The following is a 25,236-nucleotide window of genomic DNA, read 5'->3' on the forward strand; positions in this document are numbered from 1 at the left end:
GTGTGTCATTCAACATTAATGTCGACTGAGACACCGCTTTCGCGAGCAAGCCCGCTCCCACAATTTTTTAGTGTTGTTTTCTAATTTTGTGAAACAGGAGAACCCGTTTGTCCTCTCCCATCCCCGTCACGATCCTCAGCGGCTTTCTCGGCGCGGGAAAAACCACGCTGTTGCGCTACCTGCTCAAAGCCGAACACGGCCTGAAAATCGCGGTGATCGAGAACGAATTCAGCGACGCCGGTATCGACACCCAACTGTTGGGCGACGAACCGGTGCAAGTGATGACGCTGTCCAACGGCTGCGTCTGCTGCACCATCCACACCGATCTGACAAAGGCCTTGTACCTGCTGCTCGAACGCCTGGACAGCGGCGAAATCGCCTTCGACCGTCTGGTGATCGAATGCACCGGCCTGGCCGACCCGGCACCGGTGGCCCAAACCTTTTTCATCGATGAAGAGCTGCGCGAGCGCTACATCCTCGACGGCATCATTACCCTGGTCGATGCGGCGCACGCCGACACTCACCTGACTCAAACCATCGCCCAGGCGCAGATCGGTTTCGCCGACCGCTTACTGGTGAGCAAGCGCGATCTGGTGGACGAGGCGACCTTTACCGCGCTGAGCGAGCGCTTGACCCGCATCAACCGTCGCGCACCGATCCGTGTGGTCGAGCACGGCAAGATCGATCTGGCCGAATTGCTCGACGTGCGCGGTTTCAACCTCAATGCCGACCTTGGCGGCGGTGTCAGCCTGCGCCCGGTGAGCAAAGCGCCGTCCATCGACCGCATTTCGAGCCTGGTGCTGCGCACCGACAAGCCGCTGGATATCGACAAGCTCAGCGAGTTCATGAACGAACTGCTGGAAGATCATGGCAAGCAATTGCTGCGCTACAAAGGCGTGTTGAACATCCTTGGCGAGCCGCGGCGCATGGTGTTTCAGGGGGTGTTGAAGTTATACGGATTCGATTGGGACACGGAGTGGGCTGACGATGAAACGCGTGAAAGCGTGATCGTGTTCATCGCCGATGATTTGCCGGAAGAGAGGATTCGTGAAAGCTTTTCTCGCGTAGAAGCATAACTGCCGAGGTATTTGCTCGATGGTAAGTTTGTCCTGCCTTTTCTTGTTATATGAAAAGGCAGGTCCTGAAATGATTAAACGGTCAGAATGCTCGAGTCTACGTTGCGCTTGATGATTTTCAGTGTGAAGTTTATCTGGACTCCCGCGCCTGTATAGATAATAAATCCTTCGCTTGTATTCTTTCGGCGCTTTAGCGAGTAGTTGTTAGCATGAATTGTTACGGACAGAGTGTTTGATTTGGGGTCGTCGAGAGAAGCAAGGTTGCCGTTCTTGTCTGAAAAATGAAACATGGCGGATTTCTTTGGGCCTGCATTCGGACCATCCATCGCGGTGAGACAGTCATTTTCGTCAATGCCGACTAGTCTGCCAAAGAGCGGGCCAGGCGTGATAACAAACATGCGATAGACAAAACCTCCAATATTCAGGAAGTAGAACTGCAAGGGAGCACGATGCAGGTCTCTATTGGCAAATAAAGTATCTGAAACGAATGTATGAGTGGGGGAGAAGTCGAAGAAGCCCGTGACAGGGATCGTGACTTCGCGGCCGTGTGTCAGGCGAGGGAAATGCAGGTGGCCGTGATCACTGGTCAGTTCTGCAATAAAGGATTGTTCAGCGGTCATAGTTTTATCTTCCTTGATAATAAATTGAGGTTTGTTTTTTGTTCAGTCGGCTGGGCGAAGCCTTCTTGTATACATAAGTCCAGAACTTGGTCTGACAGTGGTGCCCTGGAGACTCCTGTTTTTCGCAACTTTATTGTCGCCATCAAACGCCTCAAGTGAGTAGCGGCTGTTAAGGTTTCGATGCAGTGCAATGATTGTGAAGTCATGGTGTATGTTTATGTTGATTGCTTGGTCTCAGTAAAGCTCGAACCAGAGATTATATTATTTTTTACTGGTTGTGCTCGTTCCTTTGTTTCAGGAAGTTGGAGGTGTAAATGAGGTTTTTATGTGGGAGGTCTAAAGCAATAGTTGGCAGTTAAAAGCGTGAGATTGTGGGGTGGCATCAGGTTTAAATAGTTTCAAGTTAAAAAACGGCTAAGGAGCCGGGTATCGGGACGGTCAGAAAATGTTGTACGCAAGCCGTTATAAAACTCGATTATGGGTTCAGCAACCTCACCTCTAAATGCTCCAGAAGTCGGGTCATCAAGCCCTCGGCAACTTTGGCATCTCCGCACTCCACCGCCTCGACGATCACCGCATGTTCTTGCCACGAGCAGTCACTGCGCACTTGTTCTTCGTAGTAGGCGATGGCCAATGAGGTCAGCGGCACGAGGCTGCCGAGAAATTGTGCCAACGGGACGTTGCCTGCGAGTTGCGCCAGTTGCAGGTGGAACTCGCCCGACAGACGAATAGCCGGCCCGCGTTGGTTTTGCTCGATATAGTGGCGTTCGCGCTCTATCAATTGGCGTAACTGCGGCAGGTGCCGGGGAGCTGGTTGCTGGCAGGCCAGTCGCACCAGAGTGGTTTCGGTGAGCCGGCGGGCATGGAGAATTTGACGAGTTTGTTCGGCATCGGGGGTCGCGACTTGCGGGCGATGATTGGGCCGCAGAATGATGACCTTCTGATGCGACAATCGCGCCAGTACCTGGCGGATGATACTGCGGCTGACACCGAATGCCTGGCCAAGGCTTGCTTCGGTCAAACGGCTCCCCGGGGCAATGCGTTGTTCGAGAATGGCGTCGAAAATTTGCGGATAGATGTCGTCGACGCCATGCTTCTTGTCGCTCTGGTGGCGCAAGGGCAGGGCGGTGGAATTCGAGAAAACGGGAATCTTCAAGGCGTAGGCGCTCATGGCCTGTCTCCAGTCCGGTTGCCAATAGGTTTTTTTCAGTACGGCTATTTGCCCAGATTGTCGTCCGGAATATTCAATTCGATGCCCATCCGCTGGCCTTCCCGAAGGATGTGCCGACGCATCTCGGCGCTGGCCTGGGCGCTGTTTTTGCTGCGAATAGCGCGCACCACGGCTTCGTTCTCCTCAAGGCGCTCAGCCAAATGCTCCGGGGAGTTGCGCAGCACGTCGGCGCTTTGCTTGAGGGCGTTGCTGGTCTGTTGCACCACACTCTGGAAGATCGGGTTCGAGGTCAGCGTGAACAGCTCTTCGTGGAACGCGATGTAGGCGTTCACCCCGGCTTCGCTGTCGTTGGCTTCCAGCGCCTCGCGCATGTCCATCAGGGTCAAGCGCAGTTGCCCGACTTCCTTGCTGCTGATCGACTGCGCCACCAGGCCGACAATGAACGGCTCGAGGGTGTAGCGCAGTTGCAGCACGTCTTCCAGGCTCGCACCGGCGACTGCGCTGTCGTGGCTTTGACTGTCGCTGAGGTTGGCCTCCAGCACCACCACGCCTTTACCCGGCATGGAACGCACCAGCCCAAGGGTTTCCAGCACGATGACGGCTTCACGCAGGCTCGGGCGGCTGATGCCCAGTTGCTCAGCCAGCTCGCGCTGCCCTGGCAGCATCTCGCCGGAGCGCCACTGACCACGGGCCAACGCGGCCCGGAGTTTTTCTACTACTGAATTCACAACGGTCGACGAGGTGATCACTGTTCGCTCCATGAGCATCCAAAACGATTGATGACCGTGCCTGCCCGTGGGCAGGCACGGCGATTATTCAGAATTCCTGCTGATGCGCAGGGCCGACGGGCTTTCTCGGCTGGAAGGTATAACCCACCTGGCCAGAAAGTACTTTGTTCGCCCGTTGGATATCGATGTCCTTTTCCCAGCGCGCGATGGCCACGGTGGCGACGCAGTTGCCGATCAGGTTGGTCAGCGCCCGGCCGATGCCCATGAACCAGTCCACTGCCAACACCAGCACCAGGCCGACCACCGGAATCGCCGGGATCGCCGTCAGGGTCGCCGCGAGAATCACCAGTGCCGAGCCGGGAATCCCGTGGGCACCTTTGGAGGTGATCAACGACACCAGCAGGATGGTCAGCAGGTCGGTCATGGCCAGCGGCGTACCGGTGGCATTGGCGATGAACACGATGGCGAGGGTCAGGTAGATCGAGAAACCGTCCAGGTTGAACGAGTAACCGGTAGGAATCACCAGCCCGACCGTCGAACTGCCGATGCCCAGATGCTCAAGCTTGCGCATGATTTGTGGCAGCACGGCGTCGGAGGAGGCGGTGCCCATGACGATCAGCAGTTCTTCGCGCAGGTACTTGAGCAATGGCCACATCTTCAGGCCCGAAAGGCGCATCACCAGGCCGAGAATCAATGACACAAACGCGAAACAGGTCAGGTAAAACAGGCCGACCAGGCTGCCCAGGTGCTGCAGCGAATCCAGGCCATATTTGCTGGTGGTGAAAGCGATGGCGCCGAACACGCCGATCGGCGCCAGACGCACGATCATGCCCATGATGCGGAAGATCACGTGGCTGAGTTCGTTGATCAACCGGGAAATACCGGAGGCCGCTTCACCCACCAGATTCAGGGCGCTGCCGAACAGCACTGAAAACAGCAGGACTTGCAGAATGTTGTTCTCCGCGAAGGCGCCGATCACCGAGGTCGGGATCAGGTCCATCAGGAATTGTGTGGTGGTGTGCATGTGCTGACCGCGCTGGGCGATGTCGCCCATGTCGGCAGCGGAAAGCTGATCCAGATGAATGTTCGCGCCGCTGCCGATGCCGGTGCTGAAAGCGAACACCAGACCAATCACCAGGGCGATGGTGGTCAGGACTTCAAAGTAGATCACCGATTTCAGGCCGATGCGTCCGACCTTCTTCAGGTCGCCGGCACCGCTGATGCCGCTGACCACCACGCAGAACACGATCAGACCGATAAGCATCTTGATCAGTTTGATGAAGCCATCGCCGAGCGGTTTGAGCTGGGCGGAGTATTCAGGAAGGGTCAGCCCACAGACGATGCCGAGCACCAGTCCGAGAACCACTTGGAGGAAGATTGAACGCGAGCACCATCTGAGCATGGGAGGAATCCTGGTCGGTGTCCTGGCTGCCGTGCGCTTCGCGCATCAGATTCAGGACTTAATTATTGTGGTCTTACCGGTATGTCCAGTGCAGGCGCAGTCTAGGCGCTGTTTTTGGGTGTTCGCAAGCAAATTTTGAGTAATTGGCATGACCGGTCTTACCAGTTGGGCGCAATGCCCCGACCTTGAGCCTTTTCGCGGTTTGAAAAAATTGCGGACGAAAAAAAACCGGCCATCACTGGCCGGTTTTTTCATTGCTGCGGTTTAGCGGGCTGATTAGGCGCCGTATACCGGCAGCTTCTTGCAGATGGCCTTGACCTTCTCACGAACGGCATCGATCACCGCTTCGTTGTTCAGGTCCGCCAGGATGTCGCAGATCCAGCCGGCCAGTTCTTTGCACTCTGCTTCCTTGAAGCCACGAGTGGTCACAGCCGGAGTACCGAAGCGCAGACCGGAGGTGACGAACGGGGAGCGTGGATCGTTTGGCACGGAGTTCTTGTTCACGGTGATGAACGCTTTGCCCAGAGCGGCGTCGGCGTCTTTACCGGAGATTTCCTGCTTGATCAGCGACAGCAGGAACAGGTGGTTCTGAGTACCGCCCGACACTACGTCGTAACCGCGCTCGATGAACACGCCGGCCATGGCCTGGGCGTTTTTCACCACTTGTTGCTGGTAAGTCTTGAACTCAGGTTGCAGCGCTTCTTTGAAGCAGATCGCTTTAGCGGCGATCACGTGCTCCAGCGGGCCACCCTGGGCGCCCGGGAATACCGCGGAGTTCAGCTTCTTCTCGATGTCGGCGTTGGCGCGAGCCAGGATCAGGCCGCCACGTGGACCGCGCAGGGTCTTGTGCGTGGTGGTGGTCACGACGTCAGCGAAAGGCACCGGGTTCGGGTAGACGCCAGCGGCGACCAGACCGGCCACGTGGGCCATGTCGACGAACAGGTAGGCGCCAACTTTGTCGGCGATTTCGCGGAAACGCGGGAAGTCCAGAATCTGCGAGTAGGCAGAGAAACCGGCCACGATCATTTTCGGCTTGTGCTCAACCGCCAGACGCTCGACTTCGTCGTAGTCGATCAGGCCGTTGCCGTCGATACCGTATTGAACGGCGTTGTACAGCTTGCCGGAGGAGGAAACGCTGGCACCGTGAGTCAGGTGACCACCGTGCGCCAGGCTCATGCCCAGAATGGTGTCGCCCGCTTGCAGCAGAGCCAGGTAAACGGCGCTATTGGCTTGCGAACCGGCGTGTGGCTGAACGTTGGCGTAATCGGCGCCGAACAGTTCTTTTGCACGGTCGATGGCCAGTTGCTCGACCACGTCGACGAACTCGCAACCACCGTAGTAGCGCTTGCCCGGGTAGCCTTCGGCGTACTTGTTGGTCAGTACCGAGCCTTGAGCTTCCATGACCGCAGGGCTGGTGTAGTTTTCCGAAGCGATCAGCTCAATGTGCTCTTCCTGGCGCTGAGCTTCTTGTTCCATGGCGGCAAAGAGATCGGCGTCGTACTTGGCAATAGTCAAATCACGGCTGAACATGGCGGTCCTCAGGGATCGGGGCAGAAAAGGGGGGCATTCTAACCCAATGGGTTTTAGATGGCATATGAAAGGACATCATGTCGCAGACAAGTGGGCTTCATGACGGGATCAGCGGTGATCATGCTGGCCCAAATCGCCAGCAGGCTGGCTCCCACAGTAAATCTTCAGTGGCCCCAAATCTTGTGTACAGCCAAAAAACCTGTGGGAGCCAGCCTGCTGGCGATGGCCTTCCTACAAAATTTCAGTCGAACATGAAGAGCGCATCATTGCTGAACTGCGCTTCAAACCGGTTCGCCGGCATCGGCCGCCCGAACAGATACCCCTGAACCTCGTCGCAACCATGCTCACGCAGGAAGTCGAGTTGCTCGTGGGTTTCCACACCCTCGGCGATCACCGCCAGATTGAGGCTGTGGGCCATGGCGATGATCGCGCGGGCAATCTGTGCATCCTGCTCACCCGACGGCAGGCCGTCGACGAAGGTACGGTCGATTTTCAGCACGTCGATCGGGAACTGCTTGAGGTAGTTGAGCGATGAGTAACCGGTGCCGAAGTCGTCGACCGCAATGCTCAGTCCGAGATTTTTCAACCCGGCGAGAATCTGCATCGCTTCGCTGACTTCGCGCATCAGGATACTTTCGGTCAGTTCCAGCTCCAGGCACGCCGGTGGCAGGCCGGTTTCCTTGAGGATGGTGGCGATCCGGGTCCCGAGTTGGCCGTCGGAGAACTGCCGGGCCGAAATGTTCACCGACACCTTCGGCACCCGGACCTTGGCCTGATGCCAGGTCTTGAGCTGACGGCAGGCCTCGCTGATCACCCAGTCGCCGACATCCACCACCAGGCCGAGCTCTTCGAGCACCGGAATGAAGTCTCCCGGCGGCACCAGGCCGCGTCGCGGATGGCGCCAGCGCAGCAAGGCTTCGGCGCCGGTCAGGCGTTTGCCATCGCCGCTGAACTGCGGTTGGTAGTAGAGGACGAATTCGTTCTGCTCCAGGGCGTGACGCAAGTCGCTTTCCAGCTCCAGACGCTCCAGGGCGCTGGCGTTCATGTCGGCTTGATAGAACTGGAAGTTGTTCTTGCCACGCTCCTTGGCGTGATACATCGCGGTGTCGGCGTTTTTCATCAGCTGGCTGAGTTCGTTACCGTCCTGAGGGCTCAGGGCGATGCCGATACTGGCGGTGACGAAGAACTCGCGGCCTTCAAGCACAAACGGTTTCACCAGGCTGGCGAGAATCTGTTCGGCCACATGAATCGCCCGGTTCAAGGCGATTTCACGGTTGGCCCGCGGTTGCAGCAGCAAGGTGAACTCATCGCCGCCCATGCGCGCCACGGTGTCGTCATCATCGACACAGCCGAGCAGGCGCGTGGCCATTTCCTTGAGCATGCGATCACCGGCGGCGTGGCCCAGGGAGTCGTTGATCGGTTTGAAGCGGTCCAGGTCGAGGAACATCAGCACCACCCAGGACTTCTGCCGTTCGGCCGATTGCAGCGCCGAGTGCAGACGATCCTGGAACAGCGTGCGGTTGGGCAGGTGGGTCAGGGCGTCGTAATAGGCGAGGCGGTGAATCCGCTGCTCACTGGCCTTGCGTTCGCTGATGTCGCTGAAGAAGCACACGTAGCTGGCCAGATCGCCTTCGTCATCCAGCACCGCCGTGATCCCGACCCAGGCCGGGTAATGCTCGCCATTGCGTCGTTTGAGCCAGACTTCGCCTTCCCACGTGCTGTGCTGATGCAATTGCTTGAGCACATAACGCAGATGGGCTTCCTGCTGCTCGTCGACGGTCAGCATGTTCGGCAACTGGTCGAGCACCTGTTCCACCGCATAACCGCTGACACGGCTGAAGGCTTCGTTAGCCTGGACGATGTAGCCGGCCGGGTCGGTGATCAGGATCGCCGAGGTCGAGTGCTCAAATACGGTCGCGGCCATGCGCAGGTCTTTTTCGGCCCGGCGTTGCTGGCTGATGTCGCGACCGACGCCCAGCACGCCTTCGAATGCACCGTGTTCGTCCCAGACCAGCACCAGCCGCAGTTCGATCGGAATCTTGCGCCCGTCGGCCCGCAGGCAATCGAACAAAAACAGTTGGGTCTGCACCTGGCTGCGCAACAGCGCCAGTTGCTCGGGTTTATTCAGCGCTTTGCTGACCCGGTCCATCAGTTGATAAATGCCGGTCAGCTGTTGTGGGTTGGCGATGGTCGATTGCCAGCCGTTCTGGAAAATCCAGTCGGCGTCGTAGCCCAGCACGGCTTGCACCGACGGGCTGACGTAGTTGAGCGCCATCTTGCTGTCGGTTGAGAAAATCACGTCGCTGATGCTTTCGGCGAGCATCCGGTAGCGCTGCTCGCTGTCGCGCAGGGACTCACTGGCCTCAATCTGATCGGTGATGTCCTTGGCCACGCCGATGATTCGCGTGACCTGATCGTGCTTGTCCCGCGCCAGCGCCTGTTCGCGGATGTCGAAGCGCCGCCATTTACCGTCCCGGTGGCGGAAGCGCAGCTGGCATTGCATCAGTTGTCGGTAACCGGCCTGGCGCTGGGTCTGGCGCGAGCGGTGGTAGAAGTCGGCATCTTCGGGGTGCAGCAGAATTTCCCAGAAATACTCGCCCATCTGGTGCAGTTCGGTACGGTTGTAACCGAGCGTCTGGCCCAGGTGGTGGTTGCTGAAAATCATTCGCTGGCTGACCACGTCCTGCACGTACAGATGATCCGGCACGGTGCGCACCACGTCGGACCAGAATCCTTCACGCTCCAACAGCGACAGCTCGACGAGCTTGCGACTGGTGATGTCGGTGATGCTCAGGATCACCGCTTTATAGTCGTCCTGGTCTTCCGGCAGACGCAGCACCAGCCACAAGTGCTGGTCGCGGCCATTGGCGTCTTGCAGTTTGATTTCCAGTTCAAGCTGTTTCTGCTGGTTGAGCACTGCGTCGAGCACTTGATTGCCGATGGCGGTGCCGTCCTGCGGGTTACCGTCGATCAGCAGTTTCCAGGCTTGATCGCAGGTGTTGACGTTGAGCAGTTGCAGGGCGACCAGGTTGACTTCTGTGATGCGCAATTCCTGCAGCAGGTGCTGGCGCTGTTGCGGTGTTTCGAGCCAGGCCTTCAGTTGCTCGCTGCTGTGCAGCTGAGCATTGTCGAAGACGCTTTTGAGCCCGGACACGTCGAGTACGCACAAGGCGACGCCGGTGCCTTCGAAAATATCCTGGTAGCGTCGACGGCCTTCGTGCACCTGGCGTTGGCGACGGCGCATGTTCAGCAGGGCGATGAACGGCAGGAGCGAGAAGGCCAGGCCCAGAAGGCATTTGCCAATGAACGCCGGCAGCAGGTGTTCGATCACCCGTTGCCGGTCGAACAACCCGCGCAGTTGCCAGTCGCTGCTGCTCAGGGGCACGGTCAGCACGCTGTTGGCCAGCTCATCCGGTGTTATCACCGCCGGCGTGGCCGAGGGCTGCCCATCGTCGCGGCTGATGATCTGGTGATTGACGCGGTTTTCCACCACCCACAGCGGGCGAATGCCAGTTTCGTTTTGATTGGTCAGCGAAGAGAAAAATGTCGGCGTCAGGCGCAGAGCCCAGTAGCCGCGGGTGCTGCCGCTGGCTTGATGCAGCAGCAGATGCACCACCGAACCGTCATTGGCGTTGCTGAAATAGTGGGCCTGGGCGCGACTGCGCCGTACCAGTTCGCTCAGGTAGTCGGCGTCATCGCTGTTGTCGGCGCTGTCGGTGAGGACTTTCCCGGAAGGGCTGAGCAACGCGAGGCTACGCAGCTCAGGCAAGGATTTCTGCAGTTTGCGAAACAGCGCCTGCTGTTCGTCGGTGCTTTGCGGTTGTTCGACGATCGGTAGCAGGTTGAGGGCGATCTGGGCGTTGAGCGCCATGTTCAGGCTGACTTGCGAGGCCAGATCGGCGGTGTAGTCGATGGTGTACTGACGCTGGTTTTTCTGGGTTTCGCGCAACTGATCCAGCAATTGCCAGAACAGCAGCGCGAGCAACATCAGCGCGAGCGCCGCCAGCGCGCCCTTCAGGGACCCACGCAGGGGTGAGCCGGTCGCAGGATTGAGTGCGCTCACGGAAGAAGGTGGGGTGACATTAGACAAACTGTAATCCTGCGGTTTGGCTGGACTGGCGCGACGTGCACTATAAGCCGGACGCCCGGAGGGCGGCTAGCATGCCCTGACTTGTGGCAAAGTGCCAGTCCCGCTCGGCTGGACTGCCTTCCGTCAATCAGGTAGCTTTGCCGGTTACGCGGGAGCGTTCCAGCTCCTAGAATCAGGTTTTTTCAGCGCGCAACATTGGTAGCTATCAATCGTCGACGCGCACAACCTGGACGGGCATCGCCCGCGCCCCAATCATTCATCGTTCACTGACCCTAGGTTCTCCATGGCTCAATACGTATTCACCATGCATCGGCTGGGTAAAGTTGTTCCGCCGAAGCGGGAAATCCTGAAAAACATTTCGCTGTCGTTCTTCCCTGGCGCCAAGATTGGCGTGCTCGGCCTCAACGGTTCGGGTAAGTCCACGCTGTTGAAAATCATGGCGGGCGTCGACACCGAGTTCGAGGGCGAAGCCCGTCCGATGCCAGAGCTGAACATCGGCTACCTGCCGCAAGAACCGATCCTGGACCCGACCAAGACCGTGCGTGAAGTGGTCGAGGAAGCGGTCAGCGTGATCAAGAACGCCCAGGCTCGCCTGGACGAGGTCTACGCGGCTTACGCCGATGAAGATGCCGACTTCGACAAACTGGCCGCCGAACAGGCCAAGCTCGAAGCCATCCTGCAGGCCAGCGACGGTCACAACCTGGATCGCCAACTGGAAGTCGCCGCCGATGCGCTGCGTCTGCCGGCCTGGGATGCCAAGGTCGAATTCCTGTCCGGTGGTGAGAAGCGTCGTGTGGCCCTGTGCCGCCTGCTGCTGTCCGCCCCCGACATGCTGCTGCTCGACGAACCGACCAACCACCTGGACGCCGATTCCGTTGCCTGGCTGGAGCACTTCCTGCACGATTTCCCGGGCACCGTGGTTGCGATCACGCACGACCGTTACTTCCTGGACAACGTTGCCGGCTGGATCCTCGAGCTCGACCGCGGCGCCGGTATCCCGTACGAGGGCAACTATTCGGGTTGGCTCGAAGCCAAGTCCGATCGTCTGGCTGCCGAATCCAAGCAGCAGTCGGCCCACGAAAAAGCCATGAAGGAAGAACTGGAGTGGGTGCGCAAAGGCGCCAAGGCCCGCCAGTCCAAATCCAAGGCTCGTCTGCAACGCTTCGAAGAAATGCAATCGCAGGAATTCCAGAAGCGCAGCGAAACCAACGAGATCTACATCCCGGCCGGTCCACGCCTGGGCGACAAGGTCATCGAATTCAAGAACGTTTCCAAGGGGTATGGCGATCGCGTGCTGATCGACAACCTGTCGTTCTCCATGCCTAAAGGCGCCATCGTTGGCGTGATCGGCGGTAACGGTGCCGGTAAATCGACCCTGTTCCGCATGCTGATGGGCAAGGAAACACCGGATTCGGGCACCATCGAAGTCGGCGAAACCGTGCAACTGGCGTGCGTCGATCAGAGCCGCGAAGACCTGGACGGCAGCAAGACTGTGTTCCAGCAAATCTCTGACGGTTCCGACCAGATCCGCATCGGCAACTACGAGATCCCGTCGCGCACCTACGTCGGTCGCTTCAACTTCAAGGGCGGCGATCAGCAGAAGTTCGTCAAGGACCTGTCCGGTGGTGAGCGCGGTCGCTTGCACCTGGCCCTGACCCTGAAAGAGGGCGGCAACGTCCTGCTGCTCGACGAACCGTCCAACGACCTCGACGTTGAAACCCTGCGTTCCCTGGAAGAAGCCCTACTGGACTTCCCGGGCGCTGCCATTGTGATCTCTCACGATCGGTGGTTCCTTGACCGCGTCGCGACTCACATCCTGGCGTACGAAGACGACTCGCAAGCGGTGTTCTTCGAAGGCAACTACACCGAGTACGAAGCCGATCGCCGCAAACGCCTGGGCGAAGCGGCGACTCAGCCGCACCGTGTACGGCACAAGAAACTGGCCTGATTTCAGGTTGGTTGCTTGAAAAAACGGAGCCTTCGGGGCTCCGTTTTTTTTGGGGTTTCAGATAGACGCGCAGCGCGGCTATCGCGAGCAGGCTCGCTCCCACATGGGATTTAACCGGGCCGAAATCTTCAATCCAATGGAGATCTACTGTGGGAGCGAGCCTGCTCGCGATGGCGATTCCCAAATCAGTGCAAGCCTGGATCTGATAATCCCTAATCGGGTGCGCAACCAGTTCACCAGCGTGTTGACCGGCAAGGGCCCGAGCTATGGCGGCAGCCTGATTCGCCCGGAAGCTACCGGTTTCGGCTGTGTGTACTTCGCTGAAGAAATGCTCAAGCGCAGCGGTGAAACCGTCGAAGGCAAACGTGTGGCCATTTCGGGCTCCGGCAACGTCGCGCAATACGCGGCGCGCAAGGTCATGGACCTGGGCGGCAAAGTGATTTCGTTGTCCGACTCCGAAGGCACGCTGTACTGCGAAAGCGGTTTGACCGAAGAGCAGTGGCTGGCGGTACTGGAGCTGAAAAACGTCCAGCGTGAGCGCATCAGTGAACTGGCCGGCCGTTTTGGCCTGGAGTTCAAGGCCGGCCAGCACCCATGGGCGCTGAGCTGCGACATCGCGCTGCCATGTGCGACACAAAACGAACTGGATGCCGAGGCGGCCCGCACGTTGTTGCGCAACGGCTGCTTCTGCGTAGCGGAAGGCGCGAACATGCCGACCACTCTTGAAGCCGTAGATTTGTTTATCGAGGCGGGGATTCTGTTCGCGCCAGGCAAGGCTTCCAATGCCGGTGGTGTCGCGGTGAGCGGGCTGGAGATGTCGCAGAACGCCATGCGCCTGCTGTGGACCGGTGGTGAAGTGGACAGCAAACTTCACGCGATCATGCAGTCGATCCACCACGCTTGCGTGCATTACGGCGAAGAGAATGGCCGGATCAATTACGTCAAAGGCGCGAACATCGCCGGCTTCGTCAAAGTTGCCGACGCGATGCTCGCCCAAGGCGTGGTTTAAGCCGGTTCGATACGGATGATCTCGATCAACTGATCGCCAGCCGGACGTTGCCACAGCACCTCGTCGCCGAGTTGCGCCCCGAGCAGCGCCCGGCCCAGCGGTGAACCCCAGTTAATCAGGCCCGCCGACGCGTCGGCCTGATCTTCACCGACCAGTTGCACGGTTTGCTCGGTGTTGTGTTCGTCGGCGAAGGTCACACGGCTGCCGATCTGCACTTTTTGCCTTGAGTTGGCGGCGGTCACGACCTGAGCGCTTTGCAGACGCTGCTTGAAATACCGCAAATCCCGTTCAAGGTCCGCCAGGCGCTGCTTGTCGGCGTGCTCCCCTTTGGCGGATTGCTCGCTGTGCCGGTGTTGCAATTCGGCGACTTTCACCTGCAACTGGGCCAGCCCCGTGGGCGTGACGTAATTGGGCTGCGCACTGACCTGCCGTTCGACGGGCTGATCGGCTTGCGCGGCGGCGTTATCTTCATTGACGAAGGCGCGACTCATGGTTTTCTCCCGTTATAGGGTTTGGGCCATGGTCGCAGGCTTTTAGTTTCGACAGATATCTGTCAGCGACTTATTGCGAGCGAAAAGCACGAGCGGCGTCCTGATCCTTCTGCTGCTGCCAGGCTTTTTCGCGCTCGTCCCAATGGTGGCTGCGATAATCTTCACGGTCCTCGCTTTCGCGCATCGCCTGACACTGACGGAAGCCATCGCTCCAGCCCTCGGCGTATTGCTTGTCCTTGAGGTAACGCGGAACGTTTTTACGAAACTCTCCGGTGATTGCCCCTGCCGCTTGCCGGCCACTGCTGCAACCGTCATCGAAGCCATCGGCGAATGCCGGTGGATAACCCTTGGCGATCAGATCCTCGTGGGTCGTCTGGCAACCCGCGATCAATATCAGCAAACCCACCACACCCACGCAACGCCACATCTCAGACTCCCAGACCGTCAACGGCCTATAAGAGAAGTCTAGGAGTGGATTCGTGAGCGGGATGTGAAAGAGATATCAAAAGATCGCAGCCCTGTAGGAGCACAGCTTGCTGGCGATGGCATCACCTCGGTCTATCTGAATAACCGCGTCGATATCATCGCCAGCAAGCTGTGCTCCTACAGGTAGTGCGGGGCGGTTAGTAGTGATACCACTTCATCTCAAGCATCACTTCGTTCTCGGGCGAAGCCAAGTGGCTGAAATCGCGCTGGGCACTCAGGCGTAAACCCAGGTTGCGCGACAATTCCCACTGCTGATTCAGACTCACGCTACGGCGCACTTCGCCATTGGTGAAGAAGTCGCCCTTGGCTTCCAGGCTGAAGTTGCCCAGCGGATTTTTCCACAGCACACCGCTGTTGAAGCCCGCCGCTGGCGCGATGAAACCGGCAAAGTCGTTGTTGTGTTCAAGGCGCACGGTGCCCAATGCAAAGCCGAGCATGTCGTCGCCCAGCTGCCAGGTCCCGCCGCCGCCTCCATTGACGTGGCTGACCAGGGTTTCGTCATCATGCTTACCCGGCACGCGCTCCAGGCCGCCGGTAACTTGCCACGAGAGTGGCTGCAGCAATTCATTGCGCGGGGTCAGGGAACGGATGGTCGCCAGGTCCAATTGCTGCAACTGCCAGTGATTGCCTTCGTACTGGCGCAGTTTCATTTGCAGGATTTCAATTTGCGCGCCGAGGGGGAAACTCTCGGCGTTGTCGTTGAGGTCGTGATACGCCATGCGCAAGCCGTACTCGCCAAACGCCTTGTCGCCTCGAGTGCCGATACCGGCCTGCCAGGTACGCGATTCATGGCCATCTTCAGGCAGGCCGGGTTGCGGGATGTCCAGTTCCGGTGCCGGGTTCTGGTTGATCGCCCGCAGCAGTTCGAAACTGCGCTGCGCCCGTTGCGGATCACGCTCTTGGCCGTTGGCGCGGTAGCGCTCCAGGCGGTAGGCGGCGTCGATGATCAGCGCCTGACGATCCTTGGGTTGAGCCTTGAACGCCGGGTCTTGCAGTTGCTTCTGGTCGGCACTGACTTTCAGCACCCAATCCTGTTCTTCAGTGGTCAATGGTTCGGCGCGGCTCAGCAGTTCACGTTCGCGAGACGGTCGATACTGAATGGATTCCACCAGTCCTGCTTCTTTCACCGCTTTGACGGTGTCGGTAGGAATTGCGGTGAGCGGGAATTGTTCGGTCAGTCGCAGGCTCGGACGGGCGACTTGCAGCAATTCCAGCAGGCGATAAGAGCAGTTTTCGTCGAAGAAAAAATAGTCGAACTGGATCTGCTTGAGCTCCCAGACGTGCTCGACCATGCGTTCGGTTTCTGCCTGGGTCAGATTGAGGCGGTACTCCCACAGATCGCGATTCTCGAGGCTGCGGTACTCCGAGAGTTTTTCTTGATAGGGCACCAGGGCAAACAAGCCGGGATAGCCGCCCATCAAGCCTTTCCAGGCATACAGGATGCTGTTGTCCGAGCCCTCGATGTACGCGCCGAAGTTGATTGCATAACTGAGCAGGGCGGTTTGATCGCTCTGCACATTGGCCTGGTCGATACGCAGCAACGTGTGGCCGAACATCGATGACGGACTGTTCAGATACGCCGCCGGAAAAATCATCACCGCACTGTGGGGCGAAACATCCTTGAACCATTGCTTGAATTCAGTACAGGGAAGCGTCGGCAGATCGGTCAGGTTGAGCTGTGCCTTGAGCCAGCGGGTGCGGGCCGGGTAGACGCATTGCGCATGTTTCTCGCCAGCACTGGCCGGGGCGTACAGCGCTTGCACGGTCGCCGCCAGCTCGCGGTCGGGATGTTCATTGCCGTCGGCGGCGAGGAAGAATTTCTTGTCGCTGACATAGCTGCGCCAGCCGCCGAGTTTGGCGGTTTCGTAGTGACCCAGGGAAATCCAGAAGGGATCATTGGCCAGTTGCTGCAAACGTTGATTGTCGATTTTGGGCGTGGCAGACAGCGGGGCGCAGACACAGAGCGCCAGCCAGGCAAGGCGTTTGAGCATAGTGGGCAACTTAAGTCGGAAGAAACAAAGACCCAAAGGGGCAGGCCAAAAGGGCCAGGTTCAAAAAATAAAACCCGCCCCGAAAAGGAGCGGGCGGGTCGAGCTTAAGCTTGAGTGGCGTACTTGGCCAGACGCGGATCGCTCTTCAGAACGGCCAGGGTGTTGGTATGCACGTCGTCAGCGGTCACGTCAGCCTTGCTGAAGATCTGCTGGAAGTGCTCATGAGTGACAGCAGCGAAATGCGCACGGTCTTCCGGCGCCACGCCCAGTACCACAGCGTAAGTGGTCAGCGCTTCGCCCTGACCTTTAGCCATGTCTTCGGACAGCTCGTTCATCATGCCATTCATGGCAATCCAGGATTTGCCGCCATAGGTCAGCGACGCATTGGTCGAGCAACCGTTGGTACCCGAGGTCATACCGAACGTTGCGTTGCCGGAAGTGCCGTTGGTGGTGGATGCCAGGAAGTGAGCCGGGGTGCCACGCTGACCTTCGAACAGCATGTTGCCCCAACCGCAATCCGGGCCGCCTGGCGCCTGAGCCATGGCATTGAGGGATACAACGGTGAAGAGAGTACCGAGAAGAATCCGTTTCATAGCTTTGTTCTCTTTATGTGCATACCAATGGACAAGGGGTCTGGCCCGATCTGGCGCCAGTGGGCCGGTTATTGTTCCAGCCGCGCAGTTTGGAGTTTAGGCACGTTCCTGGGGTTCCGTGATTTTTTGCGAAACATTCGTTGAAAACATTGATTTAGACCCGGCCCGCTTGGCGATACCGCTTTGTCTATGCTTTGGCTAGAGGCGCGCCTTGCAAGTGAGGTATGGGCAGCGCCAGAATGCCGCTATCTGCCCCGCCTGATGTAAGGAAGCCCGATGCCTGATCCTGTTGCTGCCAGCTTGCGTCTAGCGCCTGAAGCGCTGACCCGTCCGTTTTCCGCTGAACAGTTCAGCTTCTCTACCACCAATGATTTGGAGCCCTTCCGCGGTGTGCTTGGCCAGGAACGTGCGGTCGAAGCCTTGCAGTTCGGTGTGGCAATGCCACGCCCCGGTTACAACGTATTCGTCATGGGCGAGCCCGGCACCGGCCGGTTTTCGTTCGTCAAACGCTACCTGAAAGCCGAAGGCAAACGCCTGCAGACCCCGGCGGACTGGGTCTACGTCAACAATTTCGATGATCCTCGCGAACCTCGCGCACTGGAGTTGCCGTCGGGCACCGCCGGCGCCTTTATCGATGACATCAACGGCTTGATCGACAACCTGCTGGCGACTTTTCCGGCCGTGTTCGAGCACCCGTCCTACCAGCAAAAGAAAAGCGCCATCGACCGCGCCTTCAACCAGCGTTACGACAAGGCGCTGGACGTGATCGAGCGCCTGGCGCTGGAGAAGGACGTTGCGCTGTACCGCGACAGCACCAATATCGCCTTCACACCGATGAGCGAAGGCAAGGCCGTGGACGAGGCCGAATTTGCCCAGTTGCCGGAAGCCGATCGCGAGCGTTTTCACGACGACATTGCATGGCTGGAAGAGCGGCTGAACGAAGAACTCGCCAGCCTGCCGCAATGGAAGCGTGAGTCGAGCAATCTACTGCGCCAGCTCAACGAAGAAACCATCACCCTGGCCTTGCAGCCATTGCTTTCTCCGTTGTCGGAAAAGTATGCGGAAAACGCGGCGGTCTGCGGTTACCTGCAAGCGATGCAGGTGTACCTGCTCAAGACCGTGGTCGAGCAACTGGTGGACGACAGCAAGACAGACGCCATCGCCCGCAAGCTGCTGGAAGAGCAATACGCGCCGAGCCTGGTGGTCGGTCATCCGTTCAGCGGCGGTGCGCCAGTGGTCTTTGAACCGCACCCGACATACGAAAACCTGTTCGGCCGCATCGAGTACACCACCGATCAAGGCGCGCTCTACACCACGTATCGACAGTTGCGTCCGGGTGCGCTGCACCGCGCCAACGGCGGCTTCCTGATTCTTGAAGCGGAAAAAATGCTCAGCGAGCCGTTCGTGTGGGATGCGCTCAAACGCGCGCTGCAATCGCGCAAACTGAAAATGGAATCGCCGCTGGGCGAGATGGGCCGTTTCGCCACCGTGACCCTGACTCCGCAACATATTCCGTTGCAGGTCAAAGTGGTCATCATCGGCGCCCGACAGCTCTACTACACGCTGCAGGACCTCGATCCGGACTTCCAGGAGATGTTCCGCGTCCTGGTGGACTTCGACGAAGACATCCCGATGGTCGACGAGAGCCTGGAGCAGTTCGCCCAGTTGCTCAAGACCCGCACTTCCGAAGAAGGCATGGCGCCGCTGACCGCCGATGCGGTGGCGCGTCTGGCGACTTACAGTGCTCGCCTGGCTGAGCACCAGGGGCGTTTGTCGGCGCGGATCGGTGATCTGTTCCAACTGGTCAGCGAGGCGGATTTCATTCGCCAACTGGCCAGTGACGAAATGACCGACGCCGGGCACATCGAACGTGCGCTCAAGGCCAAGGCCACGCGTACCGGGCGCGTCTCGGCGCGGATTCTCGATGACATGCTGGCAGGAATCATCCTGATCGACACCGCAGGTGCGGCGGTCGGCAAGTGCAACGGGCTGACAGTGCTGGAGGTCGGTGACTCGGCGTTCGGTATACCGGCGCGGATCTCCGCAACCGTCTATCCGGGCGGTAGCGGCATCGTCGATATCGAGCGCGAGGTTAACCTCGGTCAGCCGATTCACTCCAAAGGCGTGATGATCCTCACGGGGTATCTGGGCAGTCGTTATGCTCAGGAATTCCCGCTGGCGATTTCCGCGAGTATCGCCCTGGAGCAATCCTACGGTTACGTCGATGGTGATAGTGCATCGTTGGGCGAGGCTTGCACGCTGATTTCGGCGCTGTCGAAAACCCCGCTCAAGCAGTGCTTTGCGATCACCGGTTCGATCAACCAGTTCGGTGAAGTGCAGGCGGTGGGTGGGGTCAACGAGAAGATCGAAGGCTTCTTCCGACTCTGCGAAGCGCGCGGGCTGACCGGTGAGCAGGGCGCAATCATTCCCCACGCCAACGTTGCCACGCTGATGCTCGACGAGAAGGTGCTGACGGCGGTGCGCGCGGGGCAGTTCCACGTCTACGCCGTGCGCCAGGCTGATGAAGCCCTGAGCCTGTTGGTCGGCGAGCCGGCCGGTGCGCCGGACGCTGATGGCCAGTTCCCTGAAGGCAGCGTTAACGCGCGGGTGGTGGAACGCTTGCGGGTCATCGCAGAAATGATCAGCGAAGAAGACCTCAAGGAAGCCGAGAAAGAAGCTGCGCAGGAAGCACTGGTCGAGGCCAAACCGGCCTGACACAAACCTGAGGTCTCCTCAACCCCCTGTGGGAGCGGGCTTGCTCGCGAATATGGTTTTCATTCAACAGATATGTTGGCTGACCCACCGCATTCGCGAGCAAGCCCGCTCCCACATGTCTAACGGCGTCGTACTCAAAAAAGTGCCATCAGTCTGGCGTCAATATTCACACAATGACCATTCGGCGCCTTCTGGTCTCACTTGACGTGCTAGTCAGACTTTTCCTCTATTCTCAGGTCAAGGATATCGACAGTAATCACTGGATCGAGACAGCCCTCCCGTGGGGGCTGAATACCGGATCTACCGAGGGTCGCCGCCATGTCGCGCAACCTCTGCCTCACCCGTCAATGCCTGGGCCTTGTGACCCGTATCGAGTGTGCCATCCGCCCATTGGCGGGGGATACGGGCATGTGGACCTTACTCTTCGCCGCCGGAATGGCTGGCGAACAACCTTCTGCCATTAAAGCCCAGGGCCCGTTTCATGGCCCCTTTGTGGCTGAGTCGATTCTCGACACCATCGTTGAAAGCCTCACCCTGCACGGCTATGAACTGGCCGATGATCCGCAAATCTGGTGCCTGCACTTGCAAGCTCAGCTGCGCGAAATCAATGGTGGCCGCTGCCGCAACACTGGAGGTTTCGAGTTTCGGCCCGAGCACTGAACAGGCTATTGAGCAAGGCTGGACGTGTCCGCCTTGTCGAGTTTGACCTCGAAGCCATATTGCACGGTGGAGAGATCGGTTCGTTGATAGGTTTCCAGACGGGTTGGCTGCCCGTAGAAATAATGCACCCCCAATAATGCCGGGCCTTCTGCGCTCGCATCGTGGCTGACCGCCAGAATTTCCTTCAGATAATTGCCGCTGTCGTCCTTGGCGAAGAAACGCCAGTCCTGGGCGGGAAACAGCTTCAGATCAACCACCAGGGCATTGCCTTTAAGCGCCAGGCCTTTGGGCAGCTGATGGGCGTCGATGGTTTTCTTTTCGATGGTGGCGAGAAACAACGGCATGGAGCCCACCGCATAAGCCGGCGTTTCCGGAAACAGGTTCAAGTCGTAGGTGATGATGCCGCGCAAGGGATCGACCTGGTAAGCCTCAGGCGGCAATTCGATCGGCTCATCGCGCTTGCCGTTACTGTCCTCGGTAAAGAAACTGACCGGGCTTTCGCCGGGGGTGAAGGAGGTGCCGAGCAGCTCGTCATTGAAGCTTCTGGGGTGATCGAACTCGATGCGCGCAGCGCTGAGGTCTTCGACCGACTGACTGATGCGGACACTTTTTTTCAGTTGTTCCTCGCCAAGTGTGGCGCCCTTGAGCCAGATCGGGGCCTGGTCGTCGTACACCACCACCGGCAGCGTCAGTGGCTGGATGGTCTTTTGCGTGGTGTGTGGGTCGAAGCGACGTACCGGCAAGTTCAGGTCCTTGCGGGTCACCGTGGCGGTTGAAAAGTCCAGTACGCTGACCTCAAGCGTTTCGATCGGCCCGTTGAAGTACACCTTGGAATAATGGTGGCTCTGTTGCTTCTCGAAGGCGCGCTGTTCTTCTTCGATCTGTTTCTCGAAGCTCTCGCTCCAGGCTTTCTGCTGTTGCATTTTCGCCAGTTGCTTTTGATAGAAGGCTATTTGTGCGGAGGTTTCGTTGATCGAGCCTGAGCGCGAGAGAAATTGCCCGGTGCTGTCCTTGGCCTGGACGATCAGCGGGTTCAGCGGTGTTTCGCTGACCTCTGGGGCCAGCGGCGCGCTGTTGTTGAATTCGATTTCGGCGTAGTTGTTTGCAAGGTTCAGCAGGGTGACGCTGAGGTTGTCGTTGGTGCGAGTCTGGCCAACGTCCTTTTTCGTCAGGTCGAAGCTGTAGAGCCGGCGCGGCGCGATGACTTCCACCTTGCCTTGCAGGCTCACCGGTTGTGGCTGGTTCTTGTTTTCAACATCCAGGCCATCGATGAAGGGGTAGGTCACCGTCAGGTCGTCGGGGTTGGTCAGGTTTGAACTCGATGGGCTCAGTTGAATTCCAGGATCGGTTTCTGACCATTCCGGCTGAAACGGGATGACGCGTTTGTTGCTCAAAGTCACCGATTGCCATTCAAGACTATGAGGAAAGAGAAACGCGACCGGAATGTTGAAGTTGAAGGGGAACACCGGTTGCAGGTCGGTCAGGTAGTCGGAACCGGAATCTTTATGCAGCACGAACAGGCCGTTGATGTAGGTGTCGACCAAGGCTTGTGGAGTGGGGTAGTGCTTGAGGACGGCGAGGGCGTCTTCGCCATATTCTGTTTCCACCGGTTTGCTGTCGAGCTTGAGCTGGGCACGCTCAAGCAGCAACAGTGAGCCGCCGAGTTCAGCCACGGCATCCTTGAGTTTCGGGTCCTGAATCGCATCCAGAGACTTCTCGAACTGCGCCGTCTTTTCCTTGAGGCTGACCTGGCGCTTCTCATCGCTGGGTGAGCAGGCACTCATCAGCAAAGCCAGGCAAATGCCGGCGCTCGTCAAAGGCAATCGCACATCCATTTCCCGTCTTCCTGTCCGATGTCGCTGAGCTGTCAATCCTTTGGACACTAGCAGAAAAACCTTGTCACACACGCGCAGGTTGCGGATTTCCCAACGGTTTCTGGGTGTGACAGGCGGCTGTTATACTCGCGGCCATTTCCAGGCCTTGTGTGAGATTTGATGGAACGCTTTATCGAAAATGCAATGTACGCCAGCCGCTGGCTGCTGGCGCCGATCTACTTCGGTCTGTCCCTTGGGCTGCTGGCCCTGGCGCTGAAATTCTTCCAGGAAGTGTTCCACGTCATCCCTAACGTGTTTTCGATGGCCGAGTCGGATCTGATTCTGGTGCTGCTGTCGCTGATCGACATGGCGCTGGTAGGCGGTTTGCTGGTGATGGTGATGATTTCCGGTTACGAGAACTTCGTTTCCCAACTGGACATCGACGAGGACAAGGAAAAGCTCAACTGGCTGGGCACCATGGATTCCTCTTCATTGAAGATGAAGGTGGCCGCTTCCATCGTGGCCATTTCGTCCATCCACCTGCTGCGGATTTTCATGGACGCCAAGAACGTCGATCCCGAGCATTTGAAGTGGTACGTGATTATCCACATGACCTTCGTGATTTCGGCGTTTGCCATGGGTTATCTGGATAAGCTGACCAAGCACTGATCGCTTTTTATCGCTATACCCAACCGCCCGTCTGTTGCGAAACAGACGGGCGGTGTCGTTTGTGGCTTGTACTTTGATGCGCCGAGGCCTATGCCTGTAATGATCTTGGCTCGCCATTGCGTGAGGTGTGTTCATGGACCTGAAAGAGTTGAATGCTTATGCCATCGCCGGGAAGATCGATGAGCTCAACCTGATTTCAATGGAAGGTGGGATCTACCTGTTGGAAGCGCGGATGCATGGCGCGGCGTACCCGTTGAGCGATGCCCATGGCCAGATGTTTCATTTGCGTTCGGTCGAGCATGCCCGTGAAGTGCTTCATGCCTTTCCCAGCTTGCCGTTCAACCTTGTACATGTTTCGGTTCATGACGAGATGTGTGGGCTCGGTGCCAGCTCCGAGGTGAGCCTGAAGGTACCGATTGCGTGGCACCACTGACGCCCCTCATCAACGCGATAGCATCTGTGCTAGTCTGCTGGCCCTTTTGGTTCCGGGCGCTCCGGGACGCGCTGTGTACGCACGGCTAGTTCCAGGGTCGTCCGCACAGCGGAGCAGTGTCATGTCCGAAGTAAATCTGTCCACCGACGAAACCCGCGTCAGCTACGGTATTGGCCGTCAGCTGGGCGATCAACTGCGCGACAACCCGCCACCGGGCGTTAGCCTGGACGCGATCCTGGCAGGTCTGACCGACGCTTTCGCCGGCAAGGAAAGCCGTGTAGGTCAGGAAGAAATGTCCGCGAGCTTCAAGGTCATTCGCGAAATCATGCAAGCTGAAGCAGCAGCCAAAGCTGAAGCCGCTGCTGGCGAAGGCCTGGCATTCCTGGCTGAAAACGCCAAGCGTGATGGCATCACCACCCTGGCTTCCGGCCTGCAATTCGAAGTGCTGACTCAAGGTGAAGGCGCCAAGCCAACCCGTGAAGATCAAGTGCGCACTCACTACCACGGCACCCTGATCGACGGCACTGTGTTCGACAGCTCCTACGATCGTGGTCAGCCTGCAGAATTCCCGGTTGGCGGCGTGATCGCTGGCTGGACCGAAGCCCTGCAACTGATGAACGCCGGCAGCAAATGGCGTCTGTACGTGCCGAGCGAACTGGCTTACGGCGCTCAAGGCGTTGGCAGCATTCCGCCGCACAGCGTACTGGTATTCGACGTCGAGCTGCTCGACGTTCTGTAATACCTGGCTCGATATCACATCGGGCTAATGTGGGAGCGAGCCTGCTCGCGATAGCGGCATAACAATCGACAGAAGTGTTGAATGCTAGTCAGCCTTCGCGAGCAGGCTCGCTCCCACAGTTTTTGCAGTGATCTTCATACCTCGAACTTTGTATTGAGATCATGAGACGGGCGCAATGCCCGGGCATAGCAGAACAGAAACAGATTGCGCACCAGTTCCTTGAGCACCACCGGCTCGCTGGAACTCAAGCCGTTGACGTCCAGATCACCCTGATCCTGCAACTCGTTCAAGGCTTCTTCTTCAAGCACCGCACAGACTTCCCCGGTTTCCCGATGCAGGATCCTGAGGTAAGGGTGTGGGCGGTCCAGCCAGGCATCGATCAAATAAGTCATGGGTCTCATCTCCATTGACGGGTTTCAATGAGAATAATTCTTATTCATCAAATAGCAAGGACCTATTGGCGGTTTGGGTTTTTTTAGGGGTAAAGGTTGCGTAAGGTCAAAACGGCTGGCGTTTGGCTATTGCGAGGGATTGTTGGGCGAAGCGGAGGAGGGTGAAGCACCATCCCACGCAGGACGCGGGATGGAATACGGCAGGCTCAGACTTTTCTGACGAACTCGGATTTGAGCTTCATCGGGCCGATGCCGTCGATCTTGCAGTCGATGTCGTGATCACCGTCGCACAGGCGGATGTTCTTGACCTTGGTGCCGACCTTGACCACCAGCGACGTGCCTTTGACCTTGAGGTCCTTGATCACGGTGATGGTGTCGCCGTCCTGCAGGACGTTGCCGACCGAATCCTTTTTCACGGTGTCATCGGACACTGCTTCGGCTTCGCCGCTGGCGGACCACTCGTGGGCGCACTCAGGGCAGATCAACTGGGCGCCGTCTTCGTAGGTGTATTCGGAATTGCATTTTGGGCAGGGTGGCAACGTGCTCACTAAAGCTCCTTGGATTGAGGATCGCTAAAAAGCGCACATTATATAGGGTTTTAGGCGGAAGAGGGCGTGGCGCTAAATAACCTGTGGGAGCGGGCTTGCTCGCGAAGGCTGACTAACATTCAACATTGATG

Annotated in this window: 20 protein-coding genes and 1 pseudogene; 8 read left to right on the top strand and 13 right to left on the bottom strand. The window is 58.3% G+C overall.

The features are described from left to right. The first annotated feature begins 107 nt into the window (after positions 1-107). Complete coding sequence (gene yjiA / locus KGB03_RS26530) at positions 108-1,076, top strand: GTPase (RefSeq protein ID WP_218537519.1); 969 nt, start codon at positions 108-110, stop codon at positions 1,074-1,076. 74 nt (positions 1,077-1,150) lie between these two features. Here yjiA and KGB03_RS26535 read toward each other — a convergent pair whose 3' ends face one another. From KGB03_RS26535 to KGB03_RS26560, 6 genes are all read right to left on the bottom strand, one after another. Beyond that, a complete protein-coding gene (locus KGB03_RS26535) occupies positions 1,151-1,696 on the bottom strand; it encodes a hypothetical protein (protein WP_218537518.1) in 546 nt (181 codons plus the stop codon). A 475-nt stretch (positions 1,697-2,171) separates the two neighbouring features. Next, on the bottom strand, positions 2,172-2,867 hold the full coding sequence (locus tag KGB03_RS26540; RefSeq protein ID WP_218537517.1) for a GntR family transcriptional regulator: 696 nt from the start codon (positions 2,865-2,867) through the stop codon (positions 2,172-2,174). A 44-nt stretch (positions 2,868-2,911) separates the two neighbouring features. Next, positions 2,912-3,616 carry a FadR/GntR family transcriptional regulator gene (locus KGB03_RS26545; RefSeq protein ID WP_074871066.1) on the bottom strand — a complete coding sequence of 235 codons (705 nt, stop codon included), beginning with the start codon at positions 3,614-3,616 and terminating at the stop codon, positions 2,912-2,914. Between the two features lie 67 nt (positions 3,617-3,683). Beyond that, positions 3,684-4,997 carry a C4-dicarboxylate transporter DctA gene (locus KGB03_RS26550; protein ID WP_111451110.1) on the bottom strand — a complete coding sequence of 438 codons (1,314 nt, stop codon included), beginning with the start codon at positions 4,995-4,997 and terminating at the stop codon, positions 3,684-3,686. A gap of 276 nt (positions 4,998-5,273) precedes the next feature. Continuing rightward, the gene (gene glyA / locus KGB03_RS26555) at positions 5,274-6,527 is read right to left on the bottom strand and encodes a serine hydroxymethyltransferase (protein WP_033054266.1); all 1,254 of its coding nucleotides are present in this window, start codon (positions 6,525-6,527) and stop codon (positions 5,274-5,276) included. A gap of 241 nt (positions 6,528-6,768) precedes the next feature. After that, positions 6,769-10,617: a bifunctional diguanylate cyclase/phosphodiesterase gene (locus tag KGB03_RS26560; RefSeq protein WP_223530013.1), complete on the bottom strand. Its 3,849-nt coding sequence runs from the start codon at positions 10,615-10,617 to the stop codon at positions 6,769-6,771. 283 nt (positions 10,618-10,900) lie between these two features. Here KGB03_RS26560 and ettA point away from each other — a divergent pair, with 283 nt between their 5' ends. Both ettA and KGB03_RS26570 read left to right on the top strand, forming a co-directional pair. Further along, positions 10,901-12,565 (top strand): energy-dependent translational throttle protein EttA, encoded by a 1,665-nt coding sequence (gene ettA, locus KGB03_RS26565; RefSeq protein WP_111451107.1) that lies wholly within the window; start codon positions 10,901-10,903, stop codon positions 12,563-12,565. A 217-nt stretch (positions 12,566-12,782) separates the two neighbouring features. Next, a pseudogene (locus KGB03_RS26570) lies at positions 12,783-13,574 on the top strand (glutamate dehydrogenase); the annotation flags it as partial. Here the strand turns inward: KGB03_RS26570 and KGB03_RS26575 are convergent. From KGB03_RS26575 to KGB03_RS26590, 4 genes are all read right to left on the bottom strand, one after another. Next, on the bottom strand, positions 13,571-14,065 hold the full coding sequence (locus tag KGB03_RS26575; RefSeq protein ID WP_223530020.1) for a GreA/GreB family elongation factor: 495 nt from the start codon (positions 14,063-14,065) through the stop codon (positions 13,571-13,573). The pseudogene KGB03_RS26570 and the gene KGB03_RS26575 sit on opposite strands and share 4 nt — an antisense overlap. Positions 14,066-14,135: 70 nt before the next feature. Continuing rightward, a complete protein-coding gene (locus KGB03_RS26580; protein WP_223530022.1) occupies positions 14,136-14,492 on the bottom strand; it encodes a hypothetical protein in 357 nt (118 codons plus the stop codon). Between the two features lie 196 nt (positions 14,493-14,688). After that, positions 14,689-16,542: a DUF4105 domain-containing protein gene (locus KGB03_RS26585; protein ID WP_223530024.1), complete on the bottom strand. Its 1,854-nt coding sequence runs from the start codon at positions 16,540-16,542 to the stop codon at positions 14,689-14,691. A gap of 104 nt (positions 16,543-16,646) precedes the next feature. Then, entirely contained in the window at positions 16,647-17,135 is a 489-nt protein-coding gene (locus KGB03_RS26590; protein WP_218537511.1) for a DUF3015 domain-containing protein, read from the bottom strand. A 276-nt stretch (positions 17,136-17,411) separates the two neighbouring features. Between KGB03_RS26590 and KGB03_RS26595 the strand changes: the two genes are divergently transcribed. Both KGB03_RS26595 and KGB03_RS26600 read left to right on the top strand, forming a co-directional pair. Next, the gene (locus tag KGB03_RS26595; RefSeq protein ID WP_008154256.1) at positions 17,412-19,850 is read left to right on the top strand and encodes a Lon protease family protein; all 2,439 of its coding nucleotides are present in this window, start codon (positions 17,412-17,414) and stop codon (positions 19,848-19,850) included. A 318-nt stretch (positions 19,851-20,168) separates the two neighbouring features. Beyond that, positions 20,169-20,510 (top strand): hypothetical protein, encoded by a 342-nt coding sequence (locus tag KGB03_RS26600; protein ID WP_008154258.1) that lies wholly within the window; start codon positions 20,169-20,171, stop codon positions 20,508-20,510. Positions 20,511-20,515: 5 nt separating this feature from the next. On the opposite strand, the gene KGB03_RS26605 is transcribed toward KGB03_RS26600, so the two are convergent. Then, positions 20,516-22,345 carry a hypothetical protein gene (locus KGB03_RS26605; RefSeq protein ID WP_223530026.1) on the bottom strand — a complete coding sequence of 610 codons (1,830 nt, stop codon included), beginning with the start codon at positions 22,343-22,345 and terminating at the stop codon, positions 20,516-20,518. A gap of 159 nt (positions 22,346-22,504) precedes the next feature. Here KGB03_RS26605 and KGB03_RS26610 point away from each other — a divergent pair, with 159 nt between their 5' ends. From KGB03_RS26610 to KGB03_RS26620, 3 genes are all read left to right on the top strand, one after another. Beyond that, positions 22,505-22,993, top strand: a complete 489-nt coding sequence (locus tag KGB03_RS26610) for a TIGR00645 family protein (protein WP_008154262.1) — start codon at positions 22,505-22,507, stop codon at positions 22,991-22,993. A 133-nt stretch (positions 22,994-23,126) separates the two neighbouring features. After that, positions 23,127-23,426 carry a DUF6482 family protein gene (locus KGB03_RS26615; protein ID WP_192410861.1) on the top strand — a complete coding sequence of 100 codons (300 nt, stop codon included), beginning with the start codon at positions 23,127-23,129 and terminating at the stop codon, positions 23,424-23,426. Positions 23,427-23,547: 121 nt separating this feature from the next. Next, on the top strand, positions 23,548-24,165 hold the full coding sequence (locus KGB03_RS26620; protein ID WP_046048787.1) for an FKBP-type peptidyl-prolyl cis-trans isomerase: 618 nt from the start codon (positions 23,548-23,550) through the stop codon (positions 24,163-24,165). A 134-nt stretch (positions 24,166-24,299) separates the two neighbouring features. On the opposite strand, the gene KGB03_RS26625 is transcribed toward KGB03_RS26620, so the two are convergent. Both KGB03_RS26625 and KGB03_RS26630 read right to left on the bottom strand, forming a co-directional pair. Next, positions 24,300-24,557, bottom strand: a complete 258-nt coding sequence (locus tag KGB03_RS26625) for a hypothetical protein (RefSeq protein ID WP_018925879.1) — start codon at positions 24,555-24,557, stop codon at positions 24,300-24,302. A gap of 206 nt (positions 24,558-24,763) precedes the next feature. Then, positions 24,764-25,105 carry a zinc ribbon domain-containing protein YjdM gene (locus KGB03_RS26630; protein WP_008154270.1) on the bottom strand — a complete coding sequence of 114 codons (342 nt, stop codon included), beginning with the start codon at positions 25,103-25,105 and terminating at the stop codon, positions 24,764-24,766. Between the last annotated feature and the right edge of the window lie 131 nt (positions 25,106-25,236).

Source organism: Pseudomonas sp. BF-B-26 (genome assembly GCF_019956495.1).
GTDB lineage: Bacteria > Pseudomonadota > Gammaproteobacteria > Pseudomonadales > Pseudomonadaceae > Aquipseudomonas.